The organism is Rhodopila sp., from assembly GCF_965276935.1.
Lineage (GTDB): Bacteria > Pseudomonadota > Alphaproteobacteria > Acetobacterales > Acetobacteraceae > Rhodopila.
Genome location: NZ_CBDIBS010000003.1, coordinates 1,468,823 through 1,495,016, shown reverse-complemented (window position 1 = coordinate 1,495,016; position 26,194 = coordinate 1,468,823). Strand labels below are relative to the sequence as shown.

The 26,194-nt window shown below is 67.9% G+C and carries 33 protein-coding genes; 30 read left to right on the top strand and 3 right to left on the bottom strand.

Annotation, left to right across the window (positions count from 1 at the left end; genetic code table 11):
- Positions 1 to 142 precede the first annotated feature (142 nt).
- From ACQY4S_RS14760 to ACQY4S_RS14740, 5 genes are all read left to right on the top strand, one after another.
- A complete protein-coding gene (locus ACQY4S_RS14760; RefSeq protein WP_428485951.1) occupies positions 143 to 391 on the top strand; it encodes a hypothetical protein in 249 nt (82 codons plus the stop codon).
- Entirely contained in the window at positions 388 to 690 is a 303-nt protein-coding gene (locus ACQY4S_RS14755) for a hypothetical protein (protein WP_428485950.1), read from the top strand. The genes ACQY4S_RS14760 and ACQY4S_RS14755 overlap by 4 nt, the downstream gene beginning before the upstream one ends.
- Positions 687 to 1,073, top strand: coding sequence for a helix-turn-helix domain-containing protein (locus tag ACQY4S_RS14750; protein WP_428485949.1), 387 nt, complete (start codon positions 687 to 689; stop codon positions 1,071 to 1,073). The genes ACQY4S_RS14755 and ACQY4S_RS14750 overlap by 4 nt, the downstream gene beginning before the upstream one ends.
- Before the next feature lie 111 nt (positions 1,074 to 1,184).
- Positions 1,185 to 3,023: a phage tail tape measure protein gene (locus tag ACQY4S_RS14745; RefSeq protein ID WP_428485948.1), complete on the top strand. Its 1,839-nt coding sequence runs from the start codon at positions 1,185 to 1,187 to the stop codon at positions 3,021 to 3,023.
- 101 nt (positions 3,024 to 3,124) lie between these two features.
- Positions 3,125 to 4,417, top strand: a complete 1,293-nt coding sequence (locus ACQY4S_RS14740) for a DNA circularization N-terminal domain-containing protein (protein WP_428485947.1) — start codon at positions 3,125 to 3,127, stop codon at positions 4,415 to 4,417.
- A gap of 87 nt (positions 4,418 to 4,504) precedes the next feature.
- On the opposite strand, the gene ACQY4S_RS14735 is transcribed toward ACQY4S_RS14740, so the two are convergent.
- Positions 4,505 to 4,762 (bottom strand): BrnA antitoxin family protein, encoded by a 258-nt coding sequence (locus tag ACQY4S_RS14735; RefSeq protein WP_428485946.1) that lies wholly within the window; start codon positions 4,760 to 4,762, stop codon positions 4,505 to 4,507.
- A 4-nt stretch (positions 4,763 to 4,766) separates the two neighbouring features.
- Positions 4,767 to 5,042 (bottom strand): DUF2283 domain-containing protein, encoded by a 276-nt coding sequence (locus ACQY4S_RS14730; protein WP_428485945.1) that lies wholly within the window; start codon positions 5,040 to 5,042, stop codon positions 4,767 to 4,769.
- 340 nt (positions 5,043 to 5,382) lie between these two features.
- On the opposite strand from ACQY4S_RS14730, the gene ACQY4S_RS14725 reads away from it, so the two are divergent.
- From ACQY4S_RS14725 to ACQY4S_RS14605, 25 genes are all read left to right on the top strand, one after another.
- Positions 5,383 to 6,585, top strand: a complete 1,203-nt coding sequence (locus tag ACQY4S_RS14725; protein ID WP_428485944.1) for a phage baseplate assembly protein — start codon at positions 5,383 to 5,385, stop codon at positions 6,583 to 6,585.
- Positions 6,585 to 7,070, top strand: a complete 486-nt coding sequence (locus tag ACQY4S_RS14720; protein WP_428485943.1) for a phage baseplate assembly protein domain-containing protein — start codon at positions 6,585 to 6,587, stop codon at positions 7,068 to 7,070. Before ACQY4S_RS14725 ends, ACQY4S_RS14720 begins: the two co-directional genes overlap by 1 nt.
- 232 nt (positions 7,071 to 7,302) lie before the next feature.
- Entirely contained in the window at positions 7,303 to 7,713 is a 411-nt protein-coding gene (locus ACQY4S_RS14715; protein WP_428485942.1) for a hypothetical protein, read from the top strand.
- Complete coding sequence (locus ACQY4S_RS14710) at positions 7,710 to 8,186, top strand: phage GP46 family protein (protein ID WP_428485941.1); 477 nt, start codon at positions 7,710 to 7,712, stop codon at positions 8,184 to 8,186. Before ACQY4S_RS14715 ends, ACQY4S_RS14710 begins: the two co-directional genes overlap by 4 nt.
- Before the next feature lie 3 nt (positions 8,187 to 8,189).
- Entirely contained in the window at positions 8,190 to 9,287 is a 1,098-nt protein-coding gene (locus ACQY4S_RS14705; protein ID WP_428485940.1) for a baseplate J/gp47 family protein, read from the top strand.
- 10 nt (positions 9,288 to 9,297) lie between these two features.
- The gene (locus tag ACQY4S_RS14700) at positions 9,298 to 9,891 is read left to right on the top strand and encodes a YmfQ family protein (protein WP_428485939.1); all 594 of its coding nucleotides are present in this window, start codon (positions 9,298 to 9,300) and stop codon (positions 9,889 to 9,891) included.
- 9 nt (positions 9,892 to 9,900) lie between these two features.
- A complete protein-coding gene (locus ACQY4S_RS14695) occupies positions 9,901 to 10,737 on the top strand; it encodes a hypothetical protein (RefSeq protein WP_428485938.1) in 837 nt (278 codons plus the stop codon).
- Positions 10,737 to 11,261, top strand: a complete 525-nt coding sequence (locus tag ACQY4S_RS14690) for a hypothetical protein (protein ID WP_428485937.1) — start codon at positions 10,737 to 10,739, stop codon at positions 11,259 to 11,261. The genes ACQY4S_RS14695 and ACQY4S_RS14690 overlap by 1 nt, the downstream gene beginning before the upstream one ends.
- On the top strand, positions 11,261 to 11,686 hold the full coding sequence (locus tag ACQY4S_RS14685; RefSeq protein ID WP_428485936.1) for a hypothetical protein: 426 nt from the start codon (positions 11,261 to 11,263) through the stop codon (positions 11,684 to 11,686). The genes ACQY4S_RS14690 and ACQY4S_RS14685 overlap by 1 nt, the downstream gene beginning before the upstream one ends.
- Positions 11,687 to 11,696: 10 nt before the next feature.
- Complete coding sequence (locus ACQY4S_RS14680; protein WP_428485935.1) at positions 11,697 to 12,152, top strand: hypothetical protein; 456 nt, start codon at positions 11,697 to 11,699, stop codon at positions 12,150 to 12,152.
- 9 nt (positions 12,153 to 12,161) lie between these two features.
- Entirely contained in the window at positions 12,162 to 12,653 is a 492-nt protein-coding gene (locus ACQY4S_RS14675; protein ID WP_428485934.1) for a hypothetical protein, read from the top strand.
- Positions 12,650 to 13,117 carry a hypothetical protein gene (locus ACQY4S_RS14670; protein ID WP_428485933.1) on the top strand — a complete coding sequence of 156 codons (468 nt, stop codon included), beginning with the start codon at positions 12,650 to 12,652 and terminating at the stop codon, positions 13,115 to 13,117. Before ACQY4S_RS14675 ends, ACQY4S_RS14670 begins: the two co-directional genes overlap by 4 nt.
- 6 nt (positions 13,118 to 13,123) lie before the next feature.
- Positions 13,124 to 15,430 (top strand): hypothetical protein, encoded by a 2,307-nt coding sequence (locus ACQY4S_RS14665; RefSeq protein ID WP_428485932.1) that lies wholly within the window; start codon positions 13,124 to 13,126, stop codon positions 15,428 to 15,430.
- Between the two features lie 12 nt (positions 15,431 to 15,442).
- Positions 15,443 to 15,742, top strand: coding sequence for a hypothetical protein (locus ACQY4S_RS14660; protein WP_428485931.1), 300 nt, complete (start codon positions 15,443 to 15,445; stop codon positions 15,740 to 15,742).
- Complete coding sequence (locus ACQY4S_RS14655; RefSeq protein ID WP_428485930.1) at positions 15,739 to 16,179, top strand: hypothetical protein; 441 nt, start codon at positions 15,739 to 15,741, stop codon at positions 16,177 to 16,179. The genes ACQY4S_RS14660 and ACQY4S_RS14655 overlap by 4 nt, the downstream gene beginning before the upstream one ends.
- A complete protein-coding gene (locus ACQY4S_RS14650; RefSeq protein WP_428485929.1) occupies positions 16,176 to 16,727 on the top strand; it encodes a hypothetical protein in 552 nt (183 codons plus the stop codon). The genes ACQY4S_RS14655 and ACQY4S_RS14650 overlap by 4 nt, the downstream gene beginning before the upstream one ends.
- Positions 16,724 to 17,050, top strand: a complete 327-nt coding sequence (locus tag ACQY4S_RS14645; protein ID WP_428485928.1) for a hypothetical protein — start codon at positions 16,724 to 16,726, stop codon at positions 17,048 to 17,050. Before ACQY4S_RS14650 ends, ACQY4S_RS14645 begins: the two co-directional genes overlap by 4 nt.
- 82 nt (positions 17,051 to 17,132) lie before the next feature.
- Positions 17,133 to 17,672: a glycosyl hydrolase 108 family protein gene (locus tag ACQY4S_RS14640; RefSeq protein WP_428485927.1), complete on the top strand. Its 540-nt coding sequence runs from the start codon at positions 17,133 to 17,135 to the stop codon at positions 17,670 to 17,672.
- Positions 17,673 to 17,675: 3 nt separating this feature from the next.
- A complete protein-coding gene (locus tag ACQY4S_RS14635; protein ID WP_428485926.1) occupies positions 17,676 to 18,128 on the top strand; it encodes a hypothetical protein in 453 nt (150 codons plus the stop codon).
- Positions 18,129 to 18,150: 22 nt separating this feature from the next.
- On the top strand, positions 18,151 to 18,669 hold the full coding sequence (locus ACQY4S_RS14630; protein WP_428485925.1) for a hypothetical protein: 519 nt from the start codon (positions 18,151 to 18,153) through the stop codon (positions 18,667 to 18,669).
- Positions 18,669 to 19,418, top strand: coding sequence for a hypothetical protein (locus tag ACQY4S_RS14625; RefSeq protein ID WP_428485924.1), 750 nt, complete (start codon positions 18,669 to 18,671; stop codon positions 19,416 to 19,418). Before ACQY4S_RS14630 ends, ACQY4S_RS14625 begins: the two co-directional genes overlap by 1 nt.
- A 508-nt stretch (positions 19,419 to 19,926) precedes the next feature.
- On the top strand, positions 19,927 to 20,160 hold the full coding sequence (locus ACQY4S_RS14620) for a hypothetical protein (RefSeq protein ID WP_428485923.1): 234 nt from the start codon (positions 19,927 to 19,929) through the stop codon (positions 20,158 to 20,160).
- 805 nt (positions 20,161 to 20,965) lie between these two features.
- Complete coding sequence (locus tag ACQY4S_RS14615) at positions 20,966 to 23,248, top strand: putative Ig domain-containing protein (RefSeq protein WP_428485922.1); 2,283 nt, start codon at positions 20,966 to 20,968, stop codon at positions 23,246 to 23,248.
- Positions 23,249 to 23,413: 165 nt separating this feature from the next.
- On the top strand, positions 23,414 to 23,845 hold the full coding sequence (locus ACQY4S_RS14610) for a VOC family protein (protein ID WP_428485921.1): 432 nt from the start codon (positions 23,414 to 23,416) through the stop codon (positions 23,843 to 23,845).
- A gap of 117 nt (positions 23,846 to 23,962) precedes the next feature.
- Positions 23,963 to 24,388 (top strand): NUDIX hydrolase, encoded by a 426-nt coding sequence (locus tag ACQY4S_RS14605; RefSeq protein WP_428485920.1) that lies wholly within the window; start codon positions 23,963 to 23,965, stop codon positions 24,386 to 24,388.
- A gap of 150 nt (positions 24,389 to 24,538) precedes the next feature.
- Here the strand turns inward: ACQY4S_RS14605 and ACQY4S_RS14600 are convergent, their stop codons facing one another.
- Positions 24,539 to 26,194, bottom strand: coding sequence for a Na/Pi cotransporter family protein (locus ACQY4S_RS14600; protein WP_428485919.1), 1,656 nt, complete (start codon positions 26,192 to 26,194; stop codon positions 24,539 to 24,541).

Here is a 26,194-nt window from a genome sequence, read left to right as displayed (position 1 = left end):
AGGCGCGAGAAACCCAGGACCTAGTCTTGCCGGACGGTCGCGGCGATGTGCACCCATGCCGCTTGACGCCGCCTCAAGTCTGTTCCTATTATACGCACATTGGCGACGGGATCGGCCCGATGCCAGCCTTCAGGAGGCACTCATGGCAAGCATCTCCCGCGACTTGCACGACCGCTGCATCGCGGCGTTCGCCGCGATCAAGGCGCGCGACCCGGATCTGGCGGCACAGGCGCTCGCGCGCGGCGTGCCCCTGACCATCGGCTCGCCGGCGCATGCCCTGATGCAGGATCTGCTCGCGCTCGATGCCGTGGCCAGCGCGTTCGCCACCGGGGTGCGGCCGCGCGCGGCGCAGATGAAACGGGCGCTGGCGCTGACCGAGGTCCGCGCGTGAGCGTCGTGCCAGAAGCACGCCCTTCGGGCGACGATCCGATCCTCGCCGCACTGCGCCGCCTGGAAGCCGGGCAAACCGCCCTCCGGCTTGACTTGATGGCGCGGATGGACCGTCTGCAGGACGGACTGACCGCGATCCGCGACGACATCGGGGTCAACATGGGTGCGGCCGACGCGATGCAGCGCGCCAACGACAACACCCGTGAGCTCGTCCGCCTGCAGGGCGAGCAGATGAGCGTGATGTGGCGCCAGCTCAAGAATTTGCAGGCGAAAGTCCGCGAGATTACGGGCGAGCCGTGAACGCCGCCGAATATCGCACGCTGCGCGAGGTCTGCGGGCTGTCGGCCCGGGATGCCGCGGCCTTCCACCAGGTTGCGGAACGCACCATCGTGCATTGGGAAACCGGGCGGAACGGCATTCCGCCCGGCGCGGCCGACGAACTGGCCCAGCTCAACGCGCGGATCGAGCGCGCGGTGCGCGCCAGCGTGGATCTGTACCGGGAAAGCGCCCCGCCAGATGCCCCGGATGCGGTCGCGCTCGTCCGCTATCGCACCGCGCGAAGCTACGCCGACAGCCGCGCTGCGCGCGAAGGTCTGTCGCACGCAAGCCACAATGCGTTGATCGCGCGGATGATGACCGCCCTGGAGCAAGCCGGCGCGCGGGTGATGATCGACTGGGGTTGACCCGCCGCGGGCAGTCGCCGCCTGAAGGGCGACCGAGCCCGGCGAGGGAGGCGCGCTGTTCGCACGTCGCCGGCCATACCGTAACGACGCCGCACCTATAGCCAGGACATCATGGCCGCCACCGTCTTCGACGCACAGATCCAGGCGGTCGACCGCGCCTCCGGCCCGATCCGCGCCATGGTGCAGGGCATGCGCGAGATCATCGTCGCCGCCCGCGGTGTCGCCAGCAGCAGCGAGCACGGCGCCCGGGCCGCCGGCCACGCGGGAAAAGCCGCCGCGCATGCGGTCAAGCACGCCGCCGAAGGGGTCAGCAAGGCCGGCCAGACCGCCACCAAGGCGATCGAGCAGACCGAGCACGCGGTCGAGCACGCCGAACGTTCGCACATCCGCTTCTTCCGCGCCATCGGCGGCCACGTCCGGCTGCTGCGCGGCCATTTCGGCGAGCTGCACGCCTCGATCGGCGAGATCGGCAGCAGCCTGACCGAGTTCCTGCCGATGCTGGGCGCGCTGGGCGCCGGCGGCTCGCTGGTCGGCTTGTTCGAGATGACCAAGGAGGCCGGCGAGGCCGCCATCGCGCTGGATGCCGCCGCGCAGAAGATCGGCGTCACCGCCGGCCAGTTCGCCGGGCTGTCCTGGGCGGCCAAGGAAAACGCCGTCTCCACCGAGACCATGACCTCCAGCCTGGAGAAGCTGAACAAGACCGTCGGCGGCGCCGTCGCCGGCAAAGCCAAGGACGCCGCCGCGCTGTTCCACCACCTCGGCATCCAGATGAAGGACGCCCAGGGCCACACCAGAAGCACCGCCGACCTGCTGCCGCAGCTCGCCGACGCGTTCGCGAAAACCCGCGATCCGGCGATGCGCGCGCTGATGGCCACCACCCTGTTCGGCAAGGCCGGGCAGGAGCTGCTGCCCATGCTGATGAAGGGCCGCGAAGCCCTGGCCGAGATGTCCGAGGCGGGCGAGAAGTTCGCCGATCTCGGCACCGACGAGGAACGCGAGAAACTCAAGGCGTTCGGCCATTCCTGGGGCGAACTCGGCGCCAGCATGGACGGCTTCAAGACCCGCCTGGCCACCGAGCTGGCCCCGGTGCTGCTGCCGATCGTCGAGATGGCACGCGACTGGGTGATGGCCAACCGCGACTGGATCGCCACCGCCATCGCCGACAAGGTCAGGCTGCTGGCCGAGGCGATCAAGGGCATTCACCTGAAGGAACTGCTGACGGACGTCTGGCACTACGCCCAGATGCTCCACCACCTGACGGCGGGGCATGGCGAGTTGCTGGCGATTGTCGGCGCGGTCACTTTGGCCATGGGGTCGCCGCTTTATACCGTGGTGACGCGGATCGGCGGCGCGTTCATGATGCTTGGCAGGATCGTCACCGGCCTGGGTGCCCTCAGCTTCGCCAATCCCTGGCTGTTGGCCGCCTATGCGCTCATCGCGGTCGCCGTCCTGGTCTACGAGAAGTGGGATTGGGTCAAGGGCGTCATGGTCGCCTTCACCCAACTGCCGTGGGGGCAGGTCCTGGCGGACTCCTTCAAGCCGTTCCTGCTGGTGCCGGAACTGATCGTGCAAGCGTTCGAATGGGCCTGGCAGAAGCTACAACCCATCATCGAGCGCCTGAAAGGCGCCGCCGACTGGGCCAGGACAAGCTGGCTCGGCCGCGGCCTCGGCGCCGTGGCCGACGTCGGCGGCCGCGTCGCCAACAGCGTCGGCAACGCCCTGGCCACGCCGTTCGCCAATCCCGAATTCGGCGCCCCGCCCATCGCACCCAACCTGTATCGTCCGGACGGCCCGGCGGCGCAGGCGCTGCAGCAGAAAGGCGAGGTCAACGTGAAAGTCGACTTCACCAACACGCCGCCCGGCACACAGGTGCGCACCGACGCCTCCGGCATCGCCCAGCCGCCCGACACCAGCATCGGTTTCCTCAATCCGCTGGCGTTCGGTTACTAGAGCGAAATCGTCGGAGGCGGAATCGCCGGAGACGTGAATTTCGCTCTCAAACAATGGTCTGGAGCGGTGTTTGTGAACCAAGGTGAATGGATAACGCTCTGATGTCGGGCGTCCTCAACACGTCGTCCGAAGGACGCGCTGTCCGCGCGCTGTCCGGCGGCCTGGCATCGGCGACGAGCTGGCGCAACGGCCTGCGTCCCAGCAGCTTCCGCGGCGTGCCGTTCTACATGGACAGCGCCGGCGGCAGCGGCGGCCGGCGCAAGGTGGTGCACGAATTCTCGCTGCGCGACACGCCCTATATCGAGGACCTCGGCCAGGCGGCGAACAAGTATCGCATCAAGGCCTGGACCGTCGGCGACAGCTACCTGCAAAACAGCCGCGCGCTGATCTCGGCCTGCCAGGATTACGACACGCCGGCGATCTTCGTGCACGCCTGGCGCGGCGAGATCCGCTGCAGCGCCAGCCTGATCGCCTGGAGCGAGAACAAGGACGCCGGCGGCTACTGCGAACACGACATCGAGTTCCTCGTCGATACCGGCGGCCTGCCCAGCCCGACGGCTTCGGTCGATACCGCCTCCACCCTGCTGGGCGGCGTCGCCAGCCTGGGCCAGGTGCTGATCGCCGCCTATCAGGATGCCAGCCTGGTGGTGCAATACCCGTCGCTGCTGCTGCCGCTGATGGGCAACCTGCTGGGCGGCGTCGTCGCCGGCCTGACCGGACTGCCGAGCAGCACGATCGGCAGCCTGCTGCAGGGTGTCGGGTCGATCCTGCTCGCGCCTGGTGATGACAGCGCCACCGCGACGGCGATGCAGACCGTGTTCCAGGGCGCCGCCGCCAACGCCATCACCACGCTGACCCCGGCCACCCAGCCGGACGACCCGGTGATGGGCATCCTGCCCGACCTCGCCGCGGTGGCCGACCTGTCCGGTGGCCTGGCGGCGCTGGCGACCTGGGGCAACACGCTGGCGACGCCAACGGGCCCGGTCCAGGCGGCGCAGCAGCAGGCGGTCCAGGCGCTGGTGCAGGGCAGCGCCATCGTCGGCGTGCTGGCGGTCTATGCCTCGATCGACTGGCCAACCAGCCAGGCCGCCAGCGCGGCGCGGACGCAGGTGCTGACGATGATCGACAGCCAGCTCACCCTGGCGGCCGCGACCGGCAGCGACGACCTGTACCTGGCGTGGCAGGCGGTCAGCGGCCAGGCGATGGCCGACCTGATCAGCCGGGCGCAGGCGCTGCCCGACCTGGTCAGCTTCACCAGCCTGGCCAGCCTGCCGTCGCTGCTGCTGGCGCAGACCTGGTATCAGGATGCCGGGCGGGCCGGGCAGTTGGCGCTGCTGAACGACGTGCCGGACCCGATGTTCATGCCGTTCACTGGTGTGCGGCTGTCGGCGTGACCTTCGGATTCTGGCAAACGCTTTGAAGCGAGCCCGGCGGCGGATGGGTTTGGTGCATGTCGGCGCATCGCCCCAAGCGCGGCGGCGTCAGGTAACGTGCTCGGGTGCATCGGCCAGCCCAAGGGCCTGGCGCAACAAGGCGTTGACCTGGGACTGCCAGCCGGGACCGGCCTCGCGCAGCTTGGCCACCACGTCCGGATCAAGCCGCAGGCTGATGTGTTCCTTCGGTGCGGCGGACTTTGGCCGCCCGCGCCCGCGCCGGACGAATGAGTCGCCCTGGAATACCTCGGCCTGGTCAACAAAGGCGTCCGTGATCGGCGGCGCGTCGTCCGGGTCCGGACACATGGCTCTATGTGTCCGCGGTGACTGCTGAAGGCTCTTGTTCCAGCAGCTTGCGCACATGCAGCAACTCGACGCCGATGACGCGCCCCTGCTTGTCATAGTCCAGGACGACCCCAGGGGCGACCTCGCTACTAACCTCGTATTCCGCCCCTTCCGGCGCGAAATAGATACCGATCGCGTCGGCCTCTCGATCATAGCTGACGCGCCCTCCCGCGCCGGGCTCCCAGTCAACATGTTGGCTGGGGACCCGCTGCGCTCGGTCGCCCTCCGGCTTGTCGGTCATGGCTTGGCTCCTCGGTCAAAAAAAGCGCTCAATACAAGCACATCCGCCCCGTCAGGCCGATGCCCGTCAGGCCGATGCGCAACGCGCAACACCCGGCCGCCGTGTTCCGTGATTTTCCGGAACGAGCGCGTAACGCCAGGCTGCTGTGGGTCAGCGGACGTCCAGTCCGGTGAAAGGACAGCGGCCTCGATCCACGCTTGTGCCAGGCCGTATGCAGCTTGGCGCTCTTTCGCATGGTTTGTCAGCCTGATGTCCATAGGTTTTATGTATCACATTAATCCCTATAACGCAATATCCGTGATACAATAAATACCGGTTTGTGAAGGACCGCCACAGCGCCATGCCAGTCGCGACCACCGATCCTGTCACCCTGCTGGTCAACGGCATGCGCTATGCCGGCTGGAAGGAGATCAGCATCGAGCGCGGCGTCGACCGCTGCGTCAGCAGCTTCAACCTGTCGGTGTCGGAACGCTGGTCAAGCACGGCACAATCGGGCCAGGTCGGGGCGGGCCAAGCCGGGGGGAAAGCCTGGCAGATCCAGCCGTTCGACGCCTGCACCGTGTTCATCGGCAACGACCTGGTGCTGACCGGCCACGTCGAATCCTACATGCCGGCGTTCGAGGCGCGCTCGCACGGCGTGCGCGTCGCCGGCCACAGCCTGACCAAGGACTTGGTGGACTGCGACATCGATCCGCCGTCCGGCCAGTTCTCCGGCTACTCGGTGGCGGCAATCGCCCGCGCGGTGTGCAAGCTCTACGACATCAACGTCGTGGTGCAGACCGACCTGGCCAACCAGGTGGTCAGCAACACCAACCTGCAGCGCTGCGAGACCGCCTTCAGCTTCCTCGAACGCCTGGGCCGGCTCGCCGGCGTGCTGCTGTGCGACGACGAAAACGGCAACCTGGTGCTGACCACCGCCGGCGGGACCAGAGCGGCGTCCACCCTGGTGCAGGGTCAGAACATCATGGCCGCGAACGCCACCATCAGCGTGGCCAAGCGCTTCAGCCAGTATGTCGTCAAGGGCCAGGCCGGCATCGGCGCCGGCAGCACCGACATCTGGGGCGGCGCCAGCGGCATCGGCACCAGTGGCAACGCGCCCACAGGCGCGGTGCAGACCCAGATGCGGGCCTCGGCCACCGACACCGGCGTGCCGCGCTACCGGCTGCACGTCACCCTGGCCGAGAGCCAGTTGTCGCTCGCCCAGATGCAGGCGCGGGCCAACTGGCAGCGGCAGTTCGCCTACGGTCAGGCCACCAAGGCCTCGGTCAAGGTGCAGGGCTTCCGCCAGGCCGACGGCAGCTTGTGGCAAATCAACCAGATCGTCGCGGTCACCGCGCCCTGGCTGGAGATCGACGATGACCTGCTGGTGGCGAAGGTGAAGTTCGTGCTCGACGCGACCTCCAACGGCCATGTCACCGAGCTGGAGCTGGGCCCGGTCGCGGGCTACACGCCCGACCCCGGCGAGGTGAAGCTGAAGAAAACCAAGCACGCCGGCAAGGGCAGGGGCGGCGGCATCAACTGGTCCGGTGCAGGCGGCGATTGATGTTGAACGCCCTCGGCGCCGCGTTGAAATCCATCGTCTCCCGCGGCAAGGTCGCCAACAGCCGCGTCGGCCCGCGCACCCTGCTGCAGGTCACCGGCCTCGACGGCGTCACCCAACAGGTGGTGGAACTGCTGCTGCCGCCCGGCTACAGCGCCCGCCCGGCCGCCGGCGCCGACATTGCCCTGCTCCAGGTGCTCGGCAGCGCCGATCACGTCGTGGCGCTGGGCGGCGACATGGCGGGACAGGCGATCGGCACCCTCGCACCCGGCGAGTTCGGCCTGTCCAACGGCAGCCAGATGGTCATCGTCCGCGCCGACCATATCGAGATGATCAGCCCGACCTACGTCCTGTGCACCACGCCGCAGCTCCGCGTCACCGGCGCGGTCATCGCCAACTACGGCAGTGGCAACACCACCAGCCTGGCCACCCACACGCACGGCTCCGGCGGCGCCGGCCACACCGCCGCGCCCGATCCGAACACATGACAGGTAAAATGGTTCCGCCCGTAACGACTCTGCTGATAGATCCAGCAGTCACGCCCTGTCACTGCTATGGCGCACCCATCAACTTTGTCTGGTCTGACGAAACACGGAAATGGCCGTTGCTGGGGTATAGCTGTGGTCAATGCGGCGCTTGCTGGCCGACGTCCTGGGCGCGAACGGCTCATCCGTAATTGGTCACGTCCCTTTAGTTTTAGAGGCCAGCAGAGAGTGCAAAATGTCCGAGTTGGTGAACGAGACAACCAAACAAGTCAGGATCTTTCCCGAAACCTTGGATGCTGATGACGGCTATCCAAGTGATGAAAAGATTGCGCAAATCCGTGCCGCGAATGACATCCCGAACGCCGCGCAATGGCTGATCGAGACGTTCCCGAAGCTGGTGGAAAGCCTTCCTTGTGGCTTTGTCGAAGTCCGTGACGACGTGAACGATTTCGACCGTCCAATCAAAATTGTCTCGTTTTCCACCGGCGGCTGGAGTGGTCAGGAGGCACTCATCGACGCTGTCGAGCATGGCCTTGTCGGATTGTTCTATCTCTGGTCCTGGCAGCGCGGCGGACACTACCAGTTTCGCGTTCCTGCTCCTCAATCCACCGGCCACACCACCGCGCCTAGCTTGTCCAAGTCATGACCGACATCGCGCTGATCTGGGACCCGGTGAACGGCCGCGCCGACTTCGCCGTCGCCGGCGGCGACCTGGTGATGGACCAGGGCCTGGCCACCGCCGTCATCATCAGCCTGTTCTGCGACGGCCTGGCCGACCCCGGTGATGCCATCCCGGACGGCACGCTCGACCGCCGCGGCTGGTGGGGCGACACGCCGCTGCCAAACGCAACCGACCCAACCGCCGGCGGGATCGACCTGACCGGATCGAAACTCTGGCTGCTCGCCCGCGCGCTGCAAACCCAGGAAACCCTGAACCAGGCGCAATCCTACGCCCAGGCCGCGCTGGCCTGGATGATCACCGACGGCATCGCCGGCTCGATCGATGCCACCGCCGTCTTCCCCGCCACGCCGCCGAACGCGCTGGAGCTGAGCATCGACATCTACCAGACCGGCGCCGCCAACCCGACCCGGTTCGCCTTCGCCTGGTCGGCAAGCTGACCCATGCCGCTGCCCATCCCCACCCGCGCGGCACTGCAGCAGCAGGTGCTGGCGGACATGAACGCGCGCATCGCCGGCGCCGACAGCTCGCTGCGTTTCTCCACCATCCGCATCCTCGCCTACGTCTGGGCCGGCTCGCTGTGGCTGACCTATCGCTTCATCGTCTGGCTGTCGAAACAGCTTTTCATCGACAGCGCCGAGACCGCCTATCTGGAACGCCGCCTCGCCGCCTACGGCATCATGCGCGAGGGCGCCACGTTCGCCGCCGGCAACGCCGTCTTCGCCGGCACCCCCGGCATCGACATCCCGCTCGGCACCCAGGTGCAGACGACCGACGCATCGGTCCAGTTCGCCACCCAGGCCGACACCCAGATCGCCGCCGGCAACACCACTGTCACCGTCGCCATCGTGGCATCCGTGGCGGGGTCCGCCGGCAACCTGCCGGCCAACGCGCCGCTCAACCTGAGCACCGCCATCGCCGGCATCCAGCCGGTCGCCAACGTCGACGGCAACGGCCTGTCCGGCGGCACCGACGCCGAGACCGACGCGGCATTGCGCATCCGTGGCCAGCAGCGCATCCAGCAGCCGCCGCAGGGCGGCGCCGGCACCGACTACGTCGCCTGGGCCAAGCGGGTCGCCGGCGTCACCCGCGTCTGGGTCTACCCGCTGCTCAACGGTCCCGGCACCGTCGGCATCCTGTTCGTCATGGACGGCCGAGCGAACAACATCCCGCTGAGCGCCGACATCGCGGCGGTGCAGGCGGCGATCAATGCCGCGCGTCCGGTGACCGCCGCCGCCACGGTCTCGGCGCCGATCGCCGACACCCTGGCCATCACCATCCTCAACCTGGCACCGAACACCACGGCGATGCAGCAGGCGGTGATCGCCCAGCTCGATGCCCTGGCGCTGACCGTGCCGGCTGGCGCCGCCACCATCGGCGACGGCGTCAGCGCCGCGCAACCCGGCGGCATCCTGTATCTGGAGGCGATCTACGCCGCGATCAGCGCCGCCGGCGCCACCGCCTTCGACCTGACCGCGCCCACCGCCGACGTCAGCTTCGCGCAAGGCCACGTCCCGGCGGTGCCGACGGTGAGCTTCTGATATGGCGCTCGTGACAAATCCCCCCTCGGCCGCCTTCCTCGCCGCGGTGCAGGCGCTGCCGCCGCCTGGACGCGCCTTCCCGTCCGATCCCACCACCATCCAGGCGCAGGTCTTCACCCCGCCGGCCGACGCCCTGCTGAACGTGCGCGCGATCGCGCTGCAACTGGCCAACGTCGAGGCCGACCCGGCCTTCACCACCGAGCTGCTGCCCGACTGGGAAGCCGACTTCGGCCTGCCCGACCCATGCAGCGCGCCCGGCGCCTCTGTGGAGCAACGCCGCGCCAGCCTGCTGGCGCGGATCGCCAGTCTGGGCGGCCAGTCGCCGGGCTATTACATCGCCGTTGCCGCGGCGCTGGGCTTCACCATCAGCATCACCGAGTTCATCCCGTTCCGCCTCGGCGTGGCGCAACTCGGCCAGCCGCTGCTCAGCCCGGGCTGGCAGTTCGTCTGGCAGGTCAACGCCCCGGCGATCACCGTGTCCTACTTCAAGCTGGGCCAGAGCGTCTGGGGCGACCCGTTCTGGAGCGTCGGCAACACCGAGCTGCAATGCCGCATCCGCGCCCTCGCACCGGCCCACACGCTCGTTCTTTTCAAGTATTCATAGGATCGACCGATGCAGCTTATCCAGAACGGCACGCAGGGCGGCGCCAGCGTGCCGGCCAAGCAGGCGGCCGTCGGCACGCCGGGCTACGCCAACAGCGGCTCGCCCGGCACGTTCTCGCCCACCACCGCCGATCCGGACGTGTTCAACACCGTGCTGGCGGAGATCGCCGCCGTCATCATCGCCTCCGGCCAGACGTTGAATGCCGCCAACAACGCGCAGCTCCTGCAGGCGATCCAGGCGGTGCCAAGCGGGCGGCTGCTCAACGTGCAGGTGTTCAAGACGCCGGGCACCTTCACCTACACGCCGACCGCGGGCACCAACAGCGTCGATGTCGAGGTGCAGGCGGGTGGCGGCGGCGGCGCCGGCGCGCCGGGAACAGGCTCGGGGCAGTATGCGCATGCCGGCGGCGGCAGCGCAGGATCCTATGCCCGCAAGCGGATCACGTCCGGATTTGCTGGCGTGACGATCACCGTCGGCGTCGGCGGCGGCGGCTTTTCCGGCACGTATGGTGGTCCCGGCGGATCATCCTCCTTCGGCTCGATCGTCTCCGCCGCCGGCGGCATCGGCGGCAACATCTACGGGCCGATCAGCAGTTCGACCTTCGTGGTTGGCAACACCGCGGCGGCGGCCACGCCCACCAGCGGCGACATCAACGTCACCGGACCGACGCCGAGCCAGTCCTTCACCATTTCGGGCAACGGCATCACCCCGGCGCCGGCGGCGTCGATGTTCGGGTTCTCGTACGGCGCCGGCGGCGCCAGTGGCGGCCCGATCGGGCCGTCCAGCTTCTCCACCGTCGGCCTCGCCGGGCCGAGCGGCATCGTCATCGTGCGGGAGTATGCCTGATGGCCTGGGGACGCATCTATGACAGCCTGATCGCCGAGCAAACGGCGATCGACCCGACCGGACGTTTCGACGCCTCGATGCTCTGGGTCAACCTCGCCGGCATCACCCCCACGCCGCAGCTCGGCTGGTCCGCCAGCGAGACAAACGGCACCTGGAGCTTCACGGCACCGCCGCCACCGCCGGCGCCGACGCTGGCCGAACAGGCCATCACCGCGATGTCGGCCGGCCTGACCATCAGCTCGGCCGGCACGCCGGCGCTGGACGGCACCTATGCCTGCGACGATACCGCGCAGGCCAACCTCAACAGCATGTACAACCTGATCCAGCGGGCCGGCGGCAACGCCTTCCCCGGCGGCCTGTCGGCGCTGCCCTGGCCGCTGTTGTCCGGCGCCGTGGTCACCTTCACCAGCGTCAGCGCGTTCCTCGCCGTCGAGACCGCGATCGGCGACTACGTGCTGACCCTGGATCTGGTCGTTACCACCAACGCCGGCACGCTGCCGCCGGCGACAGCGAGCATCGCCTGATGCCGGCCGACATCGCGCGGGAAGCGCCCCTCCCTCGCGTGCTCGGTCGCCCTTCAGGCGACGCGCGGGAAGCGCGTCCCCTGGACGACACGCCGGGGATCATCCCGCCGTCGCCGGACGCCGGCCGCGCCTGGACCGCGCGCCTCGGCCTGGCCGCCGACCGGCTGCTCAACGTCGTGCTGTTCAACGGCGACGACACCTGGACAGTCAGTCTGCACGCCGCGGTGGCCCGCGTCGAAGGCCGCCGCTGGGGCTGCATTGTCTGCGGGCTGCTCGGTGTCCTGATCCAGCGACGCCATTGCGCGCTGACGCTCGATCCGAACACGCAGGAAAGCACCGGTGCGGCGATCCGCGCCGGGCTGCTGATCCTGGCCGTCTTCGCCGCGCTCGGCTTTGGCCTGCGCGCTCTGTTTCACCTGTTCTAGGAGCAAAACCATGGCCGCCGGTAACGTGACCGTCTACTCCAACGCCGCCCTGGCACTGACCAAGGCGGCGATGAACCTGGCCAGCGACACCTTTGTCTGCATCCTGGTCACCGCGTCCTACACCCCGGCGCCGAACACCGATGCGACCTATGCCAATGTCTCGGCCAACGAGGTCGCCACTGGCGGCGGCTATACCCAGGGCGGCGTGGTGCTGACCAGCGTCACCGACACGCTGTCGGGTGCCACGGTGACCTACAACGCGGCGGCGGCGTCCTGGTCCAGCGCCACCATCACCGCCCAGTATGCGGTGATCGTGCACCGCGCCGGCGCCTCGCTGGCCTCGACCGACCTGCTGCTGTCCTACGTCAACCTCAACAGCGGCGGCGGCTCGGTCAGCAGCACCAACGGCACCTTCTCGGTGACCTGGAACGCGTCGGGCATCTTCACCCTCACGCACACGCCGTAAGGCATCCGGATGCAGCCCTGGACCTATGCGGCTTTGAAGACCGCGGTGGCGGCGCTGTCGCCCGTGCCGGCGACGCTGGATCTGGTGGTCGCGGCGATCAACGCGCAGAGCACGACGCTGACCAGCCAGACGTTCCCCTGGTCGGCCGCCAAGCTGATCGCCCGCCAGGCGTCCACCGGCGACTGGTCGCGCATCGTGGCGCGGGCGCGCGGCACGCCGGCGCTGCCGCCGGCCAGCACCGCCGACCAGGCGATCCTGGCCGCGATCAACGCGGTGGAAAGCCTGGACAGCGACATCATCGACCCGACCAACGCGCCGACCTGGGCGGCGTTCCAGGCCGGCCTGGCGGCGCTGGGGCCGTCTGGCCCAGGCGGCATCGGTTCCGGTGACATCAGCGCGGCCACCATCGCCGCGATCACCGCGCTGACCACGGTGACCGGGCCGGCCTGGGTGCCGGCGGTGACCGCGGGCCAGGTGCAGACCGCGGAGGCGCAGCCATGACCACGCATTTTTCGCAAAGCCTCAACAGCGGGCTGGACAGCCCGTTCGGCTCCCTCCTCGGCCTGGCGAACGGCGGCTACCAGCTGAGCACCTCGGCCATCGCCAACACGCCGACCGATGGCACCACCATCAGCTACGACATGGCGGATCTGGTCATCGCCCTGAGTGGCGGGGGCATCACCACCGGCAGCGGTGCGCCTTCCGTCACCGTGTGGATCTTGCCGGCGATTGACGGCTCCAACTACCCGAACCCGCCCGGCGCCACGGCACAGGCGGCGCCAGTGGGACTGTCCTACACCTTCCAGCAGGTGCCGGGCGTCGCCACCACGCTGATCGCCTGCCCGAACATCCCGATCCCGCCGTACAACTTCAAGGTGATGATCCAGAACAACCTTGGCGTGGCGTTGCCCTCGTCGGGCAGCGCGGTCTGTGCCCTGCAGCGCAAAACCGTCGCCAACTGGTAGCCTAACGTGGCGCTGATCCGCCGCGCCGCGTTCGCGTCTCCGCGCCAGTGGCACCCGGCGCAGGTGCCGACCGGGGCGGTCGAGATCGACAAGAGCCAGGAACTCGCGTCGGGGCTGGTCGGCTGCTACCTGCCCGGCGGGCTGTCCGGCCTGACCGACCTGTGCGGCATCGGTCCGACGCTGGCGCCGTACGCCGCGCCTGCCATCGTCGCCAACCCGTTCGGTCCCGGCCTGGCCTCGGCGGCGGTCGCGCAGGGCGCCTATGCGCCGGCCTATGCCGCCTACGGGTCGTTGCTGACAGCCGCCACCAGCCTGTTCTGGAAAGGCTCGTTTCCAACCGCCTACTCGGGCAACTATGGCGCGGTGCTGTGGGGCTTTTCCGCGCACAGCACCGACTCGTCGCCGTATTACGCGAACGCGATTGAACGCCAGAGCGGCGGCGACGTCGGCGACGCCTTCTCCTTCGGCAACGGCGTCGCTGCCGCCATCGCGTCCGACGCCGGCGTGACCTCGGTCGCCTCGACCTTCGACGGCGCCAACAGCGAATTATTCACCAACGGCACCGGCCAGGGCCTGGTGTCGGCCAACGGCAACACGCCGACGCTCTACAGCGGAGCGACCGGCTCGCAGCTGTCGTTCGGCTGGTATGACCCGGCGCAAGGTCGCACGGTGAATGCGATCTCCAACCTCGGGCTGATCTACAACCGCGCGCTGTCGCCCGCCGAGGTGGCGCAGCTTCACGCCGCGCCGTTCGCCCTGCTGCGCCCGGTGGTGCGGCGGCAGTATTACGTCGGTGTCGGCGGCGGCACCGCGTTCACCGCGACACCGGGTGCCGGCGTCGTCGCGCTGACCGGCCTCAGCCCCTCGCCATCGGCCGGGGCGGTGGCGGCGGCTGGCGCCGGGCGCCTCGCCGTCACCGGCAACGCGCCGATCCCGGCGGCCGACGCGACGGCCGCATCCGGCGCGGGGCTGATTGCCCTCACGGGAATCGGCCCGGCTGCCTCGGCGGCCGTCCGCGCGGCACCCGGCGTCGGCAGCCTCTCCGTCGCCGGCAACGCCGCCGCCCTGGCGGCCAGTGCGGCGGCCATACCCGGCGCGGGTCTGATCGCCCAGGCCGGTGCCGCCCCGGCGCTGTCGGCCGGCGCGGCGGCGACGCCAGGGGCCGGCGCGATCGGTCTCACCGGTGCGGGGCCGACGCCGGCGGCGAATGTCACCGCACTGCCCGGCAGCGGACTGCTCGCCCTCGCCGGGTTCGCCGCGAGCTTCGCCTCCGGCGCCTCGGTCACCGCGCAGCCGGGTGCCGGTGCCGTCATCCTGACCGGCCTCGCGCCGACACCGGCGGCGAACGCCACGGCGCTGCCCGGCAGCGGACAGACGGCGCTGACCGGCCTGCCGGCCATCTTCTCCTCCGGCAGCGCGATCATCGTCCAGCCGGGTGCCGGTGCGGTCACACTGACTGGCCTCGCGCCGACACCGGTGGCGAACGCCACGGCGCTGCCCGGCAGCGGACAGATGGCGCTGACCGGCCTGCCGGCCATCTTCTCCTCCGGCAGCGCGATCATCGTCCAGCCGGGTGCCGGCGCCATCAGCCTGACCGGCAGCCTGCCCACGCTGTCGGCCGCGGCTACCAGCGCGGCCGGTGCGACAACGGTCGCGCTGGCTGGCTTGGCACCGACGCCGGCCGCCAGCGCCAGCCTGCCCGCAGGTGCCGGCGGCATCGCATTGAGCGGACCGTCCGCCGCATTCTCGGCGAGCGCCAGCGCCGTCCCAGGCGCCGGTCTGATCAGCTTCGCGGGCTATGCGCCGAGCTTCGGGACGGGCGTCGATGTGCGCGGGCTGCCTGGCGCCGGCTCGGTGGTTGCCACGGGTCTGGCCGTCACCCTGTCGGCCGACGTCTCGGTTGATCCCGGATCAGGCCTGATCAGCTTCACCGGCTACCCGCCGGCCGGCACGCCGGCACCCTTCGCCCCCAGCGGCCTGCGCGCGATCCCGCTGTTCGACCAGGCGATCGCGGCGCCGCGTGGCGCCATCGCGACCATCCTGCCGCTGCGCTGGCCGGCCAAGCTGGCCGCTGCCACGCTCGATTTCGCGCTCGATGCATCTGCCCTTCAGGCCACCCCGACTGACATCCTGGCCGCCACGCTGAACGCCAGCACGAACGTCCAGGCCGTCATGCCGCCCGTCGTCATCGGCGGCCTGGTGACGCTGTTCCTGTCCGGCGGCATCGCCGGCGCCGACGGCCTGCTGGATTTGACCCTGACCACCGCCGCCGGCCGCCAGGTGCGCCGCATCGTCCGCCTCGGCATTCTCTGACAGGGCCCCGCCATGCTGACCTTCCAGACCCAGTCGCCCGACGACCGGCTGACCAACACGTTCGACTTCACCACCGAGCTGGCCGCCGGCGACGCCATCGAGCTGGCCAGCGTCAACCTGATCGTCATGCCGGACGGCCTGCAGGTCAGCCCGGTGTCCGTCGCCGGCGCCGTGCTGACCGTCTGGACGCAAGGCGGCAGCGCCTCGACCACCTACGGCATCCTGTGCCTGGCGCAGTCGGCACAGGGCCGCGCCGTGGTCGGCGTCGCGCAGATCTTCGTCGGCCCGGTCGGCCTCGACACCGGCGGATGAAGCAAGCTGCCGAAGCCCAGCCGCCGGAAGGCAAACTCGTGAAATTCAACCCCGAACTCAACGTCGGCACCCTGGTCACGGTGTCCGCCGTGCTGTGCAGCCTGGTCGCCTGGATCGTGACCGGCAACAACCGCAGTGAACAGAGCACGCGCGACCTGGCCACCGTGCAGACCACCGTCTCCAGCCAGATCGCCGACCTGCGCACCGTGGTCTCCTCCGGCCTGCAGGATGTGCGCCAGCAGATCAGCACCTTGCCGGACCAGCGGGCCAAGCTGGAGCAGGTCGAGCGCCGGCTGGCCGACCTCGATGCCAAGCTGAACACCGAGGACCAGCAGATGGCGGCGCTGGAGCGCTCGACGATCGAGTGCCGCGCCGACATCAATACCCTGTTGCGTGCCGCCAACGGCCCCCTGGTGCCGGGGCGATCCAGCCGGTGAAGCGGCGGCGACTGGTGCTGACCGGCCTGCTCGGGATGCTGCTCGGCGCCTGCATCACCCTGATCGTCACCGCCTTCCTGCTGGCCAGCGCACCGTTGCAGATCACCCAGATCCGCCCCTTCGTCGTCACCCGCGCGCGCGGGTCCACGCTGGAGCTGCATTACAAGTTCCTCAGCCGCAGGCAGTGCAACAGCGTCATCGCGACCTGGCTGTGGACCTGGGTGGACAACGACGGACTGGCGCCGCGGCAGCGCTACTTCGTACCCATCAGCACGGTGTTCGTGACCCTGGCCGACCCGTCGCCGCTGCTGCAGGAGTTCATCATCGCCCGGCACCTGCCGGACGAGGTGACGCCGGGGCAATGGTTCCTGCGCGCCAAGTATCTCGACCGCTGTGGCTTCCTGGCCGGGCTGTTCGACCCGGAGGTGCGGGAAAGCCCCGACATGCCGGTGATAGTTCCCGAACGCACGAGCGAACGCGGCAGCGAGGCGACACCTCGACGGCCGAACGGGCACGCAAGTAACGATTCAGCCGAGGCGCCACCTTGAAGCTTCTGGTTTTCATGCCGCCGATCTGGGCGGCCATCCTGCTGCTGTCGGCCTGCGCCGCGCCGCCGCCGGCGGCGATCCCGACACCGCTGTCGGCGCTGGTGCCGCCCGAGCTGCAGCACTGTCCGGAGGGCCGGCCGCCGCCGCGGCCGCCGCCGCCACCGCGCACGCTGCAACAGCTTGTCGACTGGGTCGTGCAGGTCGACGCCGCGCTGCTGCGCACCGAGCACGCGCGCGCCGAATGCGCCGCTCGCCTGGGCCGCCTCAATGAAGCAATCACCAGTGGTCAGTTGTCAGTTGTCAGAAAACAAGTCGGACCCTGAAAGCAGCCGTCAGACCGCAAGACGATCCGAATACTTCATCTGCCTTTCTGACAACTGGTCACTGACAATTGGAAACTGCACTATGACCTCACGCAATTTCGGCACCGGCTACGGCTTCATCGAGGCGCCGGACGACGACGGCCAGCCGTTCCACATCACCCCAGGCGATCCCGGCGGCGCCACCGTTTACGGCTGGACCTACACCACCTGGCTGCGCGCGGCCCCGCTGCACGGCGTCGACGACATCTCGCTCGCCGCCTTCAAGATGCAGACCAAGACCACCCTGCGGCCGCTGACCCAGGCGGTGTTCTGGAACAGCATCCAGGGCGACCGCCTGCCGCCCGGCATCGATGTCTTCTGGTTCGACTTCCAGTTCGGCAGCGGCGCCGCCACGCGCGAGCTGCAGGCCGCCCTCGGCACCGCACCGGACGGCGCCGTCGGTGATCACACCATCGCCGCCGCCGTCGCGCACGATCCTACCACCACGCTCGCCCGCCTGCTGACCGCGCGCACCGCCTACTACGACGAATGCGGCTTCCAGGCGCGCTGGCCTGGACTCTACCGCCGCGCCCGGGCCTGCCATGCCCTGGCGCTCACGCTGATCCCCACCACCGGAGGCTGAATCATGGACCTCAACCCGATCCTGCAGTTCGTCATCGGCGTCGCCGCCGCCGCCATCGTGCCGGTCGCCGCCTTGCTGGCCGGGCGCGCGCTGCGGCTCGCGCAGGCGCGGCTGCACCTCGCGCTGTCGGCGCGCGACCAGGCGGCGGTGATGGCCGCCGTCAGCACCGGGGCCGGGCTGATGCGCGCCAGGCTCGCTACCGGCGCCATCAGCCTGCCCGACGTGCACCTGGGCAGCGCCGCGGTGGATCAGGCCGCCAGCGTCGCGATGAACCTGATCACGACCTCGGCCAGCGCCAGCGGCCTGACCCAGGAGGACATCGCCCAGCGCATCGTCGGCAGCCTCGGCCACGCGTTGGGTGAGGATCCCACGGTGCCGTCGATCGCCAGCCTGCCGCCACCGCCGCCGGCGGCCGTGGCGGCGGTCGTCGTGAACGAGCCGGCCGCCGCCACCTGAATCCGCACGGAGGGACAGCATCATGCTTCGCCGACATCTGCTGCGCACCGTGGCCGCGGCCGCCGTCGCCGCCACGACCGCGTGCGCCACCACCACCGCCGTGCCGCCGCAGCTCGCCACCGACGTCAACCTGATCGCCACCGGCCTGGCGGCGGCGATCGCCGGCATCAAGCAGATCCCGGGCGTGCCGATTGCCGCGCTGACGCAGCTTGACGCCGATCTGGCGACGATCCAGGTGGACGCGGCGCGGATCACCAGCGCCACCGCCGGCACCGCGATCTCGACCATCCAGGAGATCGGTCAGGTGGTGGAAGCCATCGCTGCGGTGGCGCTGCCGCTGATCCCCGGCGGGTCGACCGTGGAGACCACCATCGAGGCCGCGGTGTCGTTGCTGCCCGTCATCCTGGCAGCGGTCGGCAGCGCCGGCGCCGCGCGAACAGCGCGCCTTGCAGGCGACGGCCTGGCGTCGCCTGAAGGGCGCGCTGTTCGCACGACATTCACGCCCGAGCAGGCCAGGCTGATCCTGGCGGCGGCCCACTGATGCGCCCCCCGGGGATGCGCCTCGGTCGGCTGCCGCATGATCCGGCGGCGCTGGCGGCCGCGCCGCGCCACCGCTTCGGCGCCGTGCCGCCGCCGGCGGTGCTCGATCGGTCGGCGCTGGCGTTCACACCTGGTCTTTACAGTAACGATACCTTGCCCGACTGCACCGCCGTCGCGCTGGCCAACGCGGCGCGCGGTGTCGCCGAGCTGCAGGGCTACGATCTGGTTGTCGAGGCCGACCGGGTGCCGCGGTTCTATGCCTGGTGCATCGGCAATCCGCCGAACCTGGCGGCCACCGACGGCGCCAACATGCTGGACGTGCTGACGCTGCAGCAGAGCTACGGCTTCTTCATCGGCCCGCAGCTCCTGGTCGGCCGGTTCGGCAGCATCGACGTTGCCAGCCGGTCCGCGCTCGCCGCCGGCCTGGCGCGGCTCGGTCCTGGCTACTGGGGCGTCACGCTGCGCGAGCGCGACATGCAGCGCGCGCCGATCTGGGACGTCCGACCCGGCCGCGACGATGGCGCGGTGGTGGGCGGCCACGCGCTGATCGCCTGGGACTACACCGGCCTGGCGGACGAGGCGACGGTGCGGCTGGGCACCTGGGGCGGCTGGCAGCCGGCCACCTGGTCCTGGATCGCCGCCCGGCTGGAGGAAGCGCATGGCGTCGTCTGGCGGCAACTGGTGCGCGCCGACGGCACGTTCTACGACGGCCTGACGGCGGACGACCTGGTGGCGGAGGTGGAGGCGTGAGCTGGTTCTGGAAGCTGCTCAACCGCATCGCCGGCCGGCTGATGGCGGTGGCGAAAAGGGCCGAGGACGAATAGCGCGAGAACCGCGATACAACTGTCGTGACGTTCGCGGCCCCCGGGACATCCCGGGGGCCGCTTTTTTGATTCCAGGGCTGTGACGGCTTTGGGCCTGACCGCGTCACGTCAGCCAACCCCGGACCGTGCACGTCGTACGGTTCATGGATCGACCGGCGCCAAATCCTCTCGACCAGTTGCGATCGTTCGGAGAACGGGGAACGCCAAGGCCTCGCATTATACGTCATAATGACGTATATAGATCGTGCCTTCGGCAATGGGGTCGAGGGCCAACGGAAGGAACCCAAGATGCGGATTGGCATCAAATGGGACTTCCGGTGGGGAAAGAAGCGGATCAAGGGGTCAATCGAGATCCGCTTCTAAACCAGCCGGAGGGCGGGGGTCGCAAGGCCCCCGCCTTCTGGATGCTATCACGGGATCGGATGGAGTTGAACATGAGCCAAAGCTACAGCGAGTTCCGCGCCAGGATCGCCGGCCTGGGCCTGACACAGAGCAGCCTGGCGCGGCGCATGAAGGAACTCGGCGACGACCGGGACGAGAAGAACATTCTGCGCTCGATTCAACGCATGGTCGCCGGCGATGCCCGGGTGTCGGGTGAGATGCGGGCGCTGCTTGGCCTGCTGGAGGAGGTCAGTCCGTCTGAACGTCGACGCGCATCGGGCAACTGACCGTCCCGCCCTGCTGCCGGCGCTTTCGAGCCAAATAATAAACGGGGCCAGGTGGCCCCGTTTATCGCCTTCGTTACGCGAAAAACGCTTAAAAACGGCACTTCTCGCGATTTCGCGATCAATAAAATCAATGTTCGCACTCAGGTGCAGTGTTTTGGTAAGGGAGAGGTCGAGAGTTCGATCCCCTCCAGCAGCATCATTCAAAGCACTGCTCCTTGACGGAGCCAGCGTCGCTTCCAACCATTCGTGTTGTGGTGCGAGACACCGCCGTACCATTGTCTTCCGCTACGTTCCAGACTGACGCGCAACCAACGGGCGGGCAGTCAACGGGCAGGCGATCGACTACCGGGCAACCGACTGCCGGTTGGGCAACACCGATCATGATCGAACAGTCGCCCATGCGAATGCCTGTGGACTGCCGGAACCGTTAAGCCAGTCTTAACACTTCTGTAATTTGAAGAAACAATTTTGCTTGTTTTTGTTCTTACTTAATCCTACTGGCCATGCTAGTTGACAGGGACATTCAGTATTGAACGTCAGGGGCCTGTCATCCACACCTTGCAGTAAGGATCTCGACAAAGGCGTTGAAGACGGCCTTGCCGCCCAATAGAACGAGAGTGGGCGAACGTACCTGATTTACAGCCGCTGACGTCCCGCAAATTCTGTCAGTAGACCCCAGCCTATTCTACTCCGCCAACTCTAGTGCTGACCAGAAACGGAAGCTTGTGCCATGTCGATTACTGAAAATAAGAATGCGTTTGTCGGTGACACAGCCAGGTCTGTCGGTCTTTCAAGTATGTTTACGGTGACCGCGGCAGGCACAAATCCGGCTTATCTGGTTCTGACGGCACTCGACCGCGACGAATATATCGCCGGTGCCAGCGCGGCGACCGGCAATTTGTCCGGCGACGGCCAGACCACGCGCTTCAGCAGCATTGGCGGCGACGCGCGGGGTACCGGACTTGTCTTCACCTATCAGGCATCAACGGGTCGGTACTACAACAGTACTTACGGCTACTTCGATCAGTTGACGTATAACGCGTCAGGCAGCCTGGATGACGTGACGAACCTTTCTCTGTTCGGCACCAACAGCCTGGCCACGGCCAACGCTTATGCCGCCAATGCCTATGATATGATGCAGGTCGCCGCATCCGGCTACCTCGGCAGCGCCACGGTCGTCACGGAGCAGAATTTCATCGCTACCGTTCCCGCCCAGGCGACGCCGGATTCCATTGCGGCGGTCGCCGACAGCTTTGTCGGCCAAGCCTGGAACATGAATGGCTGCTGGGTGCTGGCCAGCACCATCGCGGCCGAGGCCGGGGCATCGCTGCCGGTCGTCAGTACCGCGATCGGCCTGCCCGGGCAGGCGAACGGCGAGTGGATCGTCGCCTTCGACGGACCGGCCGGCCAGTCCGGCAATTGGCAGTCGCTGGTGAAGCAAGGCGAGATCGTGGTGATCGGCACCTCCGGCGGTGGCGGCCATATCACCACCTGCGTCTCCGGTTCCGGCGGCACCGCGATGCTGGTGGATAACATCACCTATGTGAACGGCAGCGGTCAGGTGCAGAATTCCGCGCATGACGGGTCCAGCAGCGACGTCACCGTCGCCGCACCGCATCAGGCTTCCCAGGAATGGTCCGGCGTCGCCGCCGCGTCGGTCGTCATCTACGAGTTGGACACACCCATCGTCACCGACTCGGTCTCGGCCGATGGTCTCGCGCCTGGTTCCAGGCAGGCGTTGTCATTGCTGTTCGCCGCGACAGATCCTGGCAACAAGGCGATCACCGAGTGGCAGGCCTATGATACCGCGACCAGCGATATGCTCGTGCTCAACGGCATCGACGATGCCGCCCATTCGGCCGCCTCGGCTCTGACCGCGACATCGCTGGCCGCGGTCTCGCTGCTTGCCGGGTCGACCCAGACAACAGATACCCTGGATGTTCGGGCATTCAACGGCAGCTACTGGGGCGATTGGGAGCAACTGGCGGTTTCTGTCGCCGGTTTCGCTGCCCCAGTGGTGGCTGCCCCAGTGGTGGCTGCCCCAGTGGTGGCTGCCCCAGCGGTGGCGGCGCCAGCGGTGGCTGCCCCGGCGGTGGCTGCCCCAGTGGTGGCGACGCAGACGGCGAACCAGACATGGACGGGTGGCAGGGCGATCGCGCTGGCGCTGCCGGCGACAACCTTCCATGACCCGCAGAACCAAACGCTGACCTATACCGCGAAGCTGTCGAATGGTCAGGCGCTTCCAAGCTGGCTGACCTTCAACCCCAACACCGCGACCTTCAGCGGTCTGGCTCCGCCGACGGCGCAGACGCTCCGCATCGCCGTGACCGCGACGGACACCAGTGGCCTGTCAGCCTCCGACACGTTCGCGGCCACGATCATCGGTGCGCCGGTGGCGGCGGCGCAAACCGCCAACCAGACCTGGACGGCAGGCCAGCGGATTTCCCTCGCGCTACCGGCGGCGACATTCACCGATCCGCAAAATGAGGCGCTGGTCTACACCGCCACGCAGTCCAACGGGCAGGCCCTGCCGAGCTGGCTGACCTTCAATGCGGCAACCGAGACGTTCAGCGGCACCACCCCGGCCACTGCCCAGAGCCTAGGTATCAAGGTGACGGCAACGGATGCCAGCGGCCTGACGGGGTCGGAGACGTTCACCGCCAACGTCCAGGCGCCAGCGACGGTGGCGCGGCCCGCGATCACCACATCCGCACCAACACCGAACCAGGTTTGGGCTGTCGGCGGCCCGGTTGCTCTCGCCCTGCCGTCCAACACCTTTACCGACGCGCTCGGCCTGAAAATGACCTTCGCGGCGTTCGAGGTGTCCGGTCCGAACATCACGTCCTGGTTGCGCTTCAATCCGGCCACGGACACGTTCTCCGGCAACGCGCCGGCATCGATGAACGGATCAGTGGAACTCGCCGTGGTCGCGACCGATGCCGCCCGCGCTGACGCCGTGGACCTGTTCAACGTGACCTTCGCGGCGGCCTCGGGGCACACCGCCTCTGCTGTTCAGGTGATGTTGCCTGGTCTGGCTGCTCAGTTCGCCGCATCGCAGCCGGTTGTCTCATTGGGTTTTCACTTCTGATGCCGCGTCATTGCCTGGGCGATTATCCAAGCGACGCCGAGGCCCGTGAGGTGGTGGCGACCAATTCATCAGCAGCCATCCATGATCACCCGTTCTAGGTTCCCTTGACCATGGCCGCTGGACCCACGACCTGATGTGTCGCCGGCAGATAGGGGAACCAACACCATGCAGCGAACCGTTCCGCGTGTTAGCCAAATTCTGGAGACCTCGCTCTACGTGGAAGATCTTGACCGGTCGCGCCGCTTTTATGAACGTCTGTTTGGCTTTACGGCTTTGGTCCAGGATGATCGCATGTGCGCCATGGAGGTCCCTGGCGAGCAGGTGCTGCTGTTGTTCCGTCACGGCATGACGGATCGGCCCGCGCCGGGGCCGAAGCCAGGTGATATGATTCCGCCGCATCACGGCCGCGGCGCGCTGCATCTGGCGTTCGCCATTCCCTACGGTGAACTGGATGCATGGCGGACCCACCTGCTTGATCAGGATGTCGCGCTGGAAAGCACCCTGCGCTGGCCGCATGGCGGCACCAGTCTTTACTTCCGCGATCCCGACGGGCACTCGCTGGAGGTCGCCACGCCCGGCCTTTGGCCGAACCGGTGACTCCCCATAGATTGTTCAAACGCATCGGTGACTTGCTGTGGATGAAGATTTGATAATATCGGCTTAATGGGAAAGGCCGCAGCAGAGACAGGAATTCAGTTCGCCGCGATCCCCTTCATGATTGCGCCAGATGGGTTACGCGTGCTGCTGCTGACGTCGCGGGAGACGAAACGGTGGGTCATCCCGAAGGGCTGGCCGATACGCGGCCTGAAGCCGCGGGAGGTCGCGGCGCGGGAAGCTTTCGAGGAAGCCGGCCTGGTCGGCACGATCGTCGGAAAACGACCTGTTGGTTCCTATCACTACAGCAAACAGCTTATCGCTCGTCCGGCGGTGCTTTGCCGAGTCCGGGTGTTTTTGCTGTCGGTCGACCATCAGTTGGAGGACTGGCCGGAGAAAGCGCAGCGCGAATGGTGCTGGGTCGATCCAGGCAGGGCCGCGCAAATGGTGACTGAAGGCGGTCTAGCCGAGATCATCCGTGATGCGTTTCCCTTGATCAACCGGCTGGTTACTAAAGCGGCAAAGCGCCGGCGTTTGCCTCGGTAGGCCGATGCGGCTCGGCTGCCTGTCTTTCCCAGCCTAAAGCGCGATTGGTTTAGGTTGACCCACGAATCGCGCTTTAACGCATTGTTTGATCGCGTGATTCACGCCTCTGACTGGGTCAGCCTCAGGCGATCACGCTCTAACCCCCGCCGCCTAAACTTCCTGCCGCAGCCGGCTCGGCAGCAGTTCGCCGCGACTTTCCAGCACGGGATAAGCCGCCGCCGCCACGATGTGGGTATTCACGCTCTTCAGGTCGCGCAGTGCGTCCAGATGCAGCGCGCCAGTCTCCGCCGTATCGATGCGGCCAGAGCGGAGCCGATCGAAGTGTGCTTCTGTGGCCGTCGTCTCCATGCCGCGAAAGATTTCCTTCTCCGCCGCCAGCAGCCTGGCCGCACGTTCATCCGCAGTCATGAACAACGAGGCCGCGGCGCGGACATTGGCGATCAGCCGGTCGATCATTGTCAGCAACTCGGCCTCGCCGGCGGCGGAAAATGTTAGGCCGCGCTTGATCTTCTTTGAAGCCAGACCCAGCAGGTTGCGGTCCACGATATCACCGGCACGCTCCATGTTGGTGACAAAGGACAGAATCTCGCGTATGCGGCGGTGATCTGCATCGCCCAGCGCATCCGGGTCCAGCGCCGTCAGATAAGCGTTGATTGCCCGGTTCAGCTTGTCCAGCGTGTCGTCCAGGTGCTTCGTCTCTGCCACAATCCGGCGATCGCCTCTGGCGAAAGCATCCCGCAGACCCTGCAGCATGCTCTCCAGCACATCGACCAGCCGCAGCGCCTCCCGCGCCGCGCCGCCGATCGCGACGACCGGCGTCTCCATGGCCGCATCATCGAGGTAGATCGGCCGACCGGGATCCGCCGCATCGATCCGCACCGGCATCCAACGTTGCAGCAGCCGCGCGTACGGACCCAGCAGGGGAAAGAAGACCAACGCGAGCACGATGTTGAAGGCGGTGTGGAAGTCGGCCACGGAGCGAGCGTTGTCCGGATCGATGGTGACGATCCAGCCGCCTAGCCGGGGCAGCGCCAGCAGCACGGCGGCCACGCCGGCAACGCGGTTGATCAGGTTGCCGACCGGTAGGCGCCGAGCAGAGGGGTTGCCGCCCGTGTTGCCTTCCAGCACCGGATTGATGGCGGTGCCCAGGTTGGCGCCCAGCACCAGCGCGAACGCGGCATCGGGCGGCACCGTGCCCTTGGCCGCGAACGACATCACCACCAGGACCACGGCGACGCTGGAATGCGCCGCCCAGGTCAGGCCGGCGGCCAGGATGACATCCAGGACAGGCTGCGTGGATATCGCGCCGAGCATCATCCGCAGGCTGGGCGCGTCCTCATACGGCGTCAGCAGTTCGACAAATTGGCTCAGCGCCATCAGCACCAGGCCGAGACCGATCAGCACCCGGCCGAAATCGCGTGGGCCGGTGGAGGCGCGCTGGAACATCAGCACGCCGATCAGGATGAGCGCGGGGGCGACCTCCGCGACATTGAACGACAGCACCTGCACGATCAGCGTGGTGCCGACATTCGCCCCCAGCATGACGGCAAGGGCCGGAACCAGGTCCACCAGCCCACCGGCGGCGAACCCGGTGACCATCAACCCGGTTGCGGTGCTGCTCTGCATGATGGCCGTCACGCCAATGCCGGCCAGGAACGCGCGGAACCGGTCGCGCAGCGCATGACCCAGGAAGCTGCGCAGCCTGGCGCCGAACGCCCGCTGCACGCCGGTCTGCACCATGCGGATGCCCCACAGCAGCAGCGCCACCGATCCAGCCAGTTTCACCAGGGTCAGCGAAACATCCAT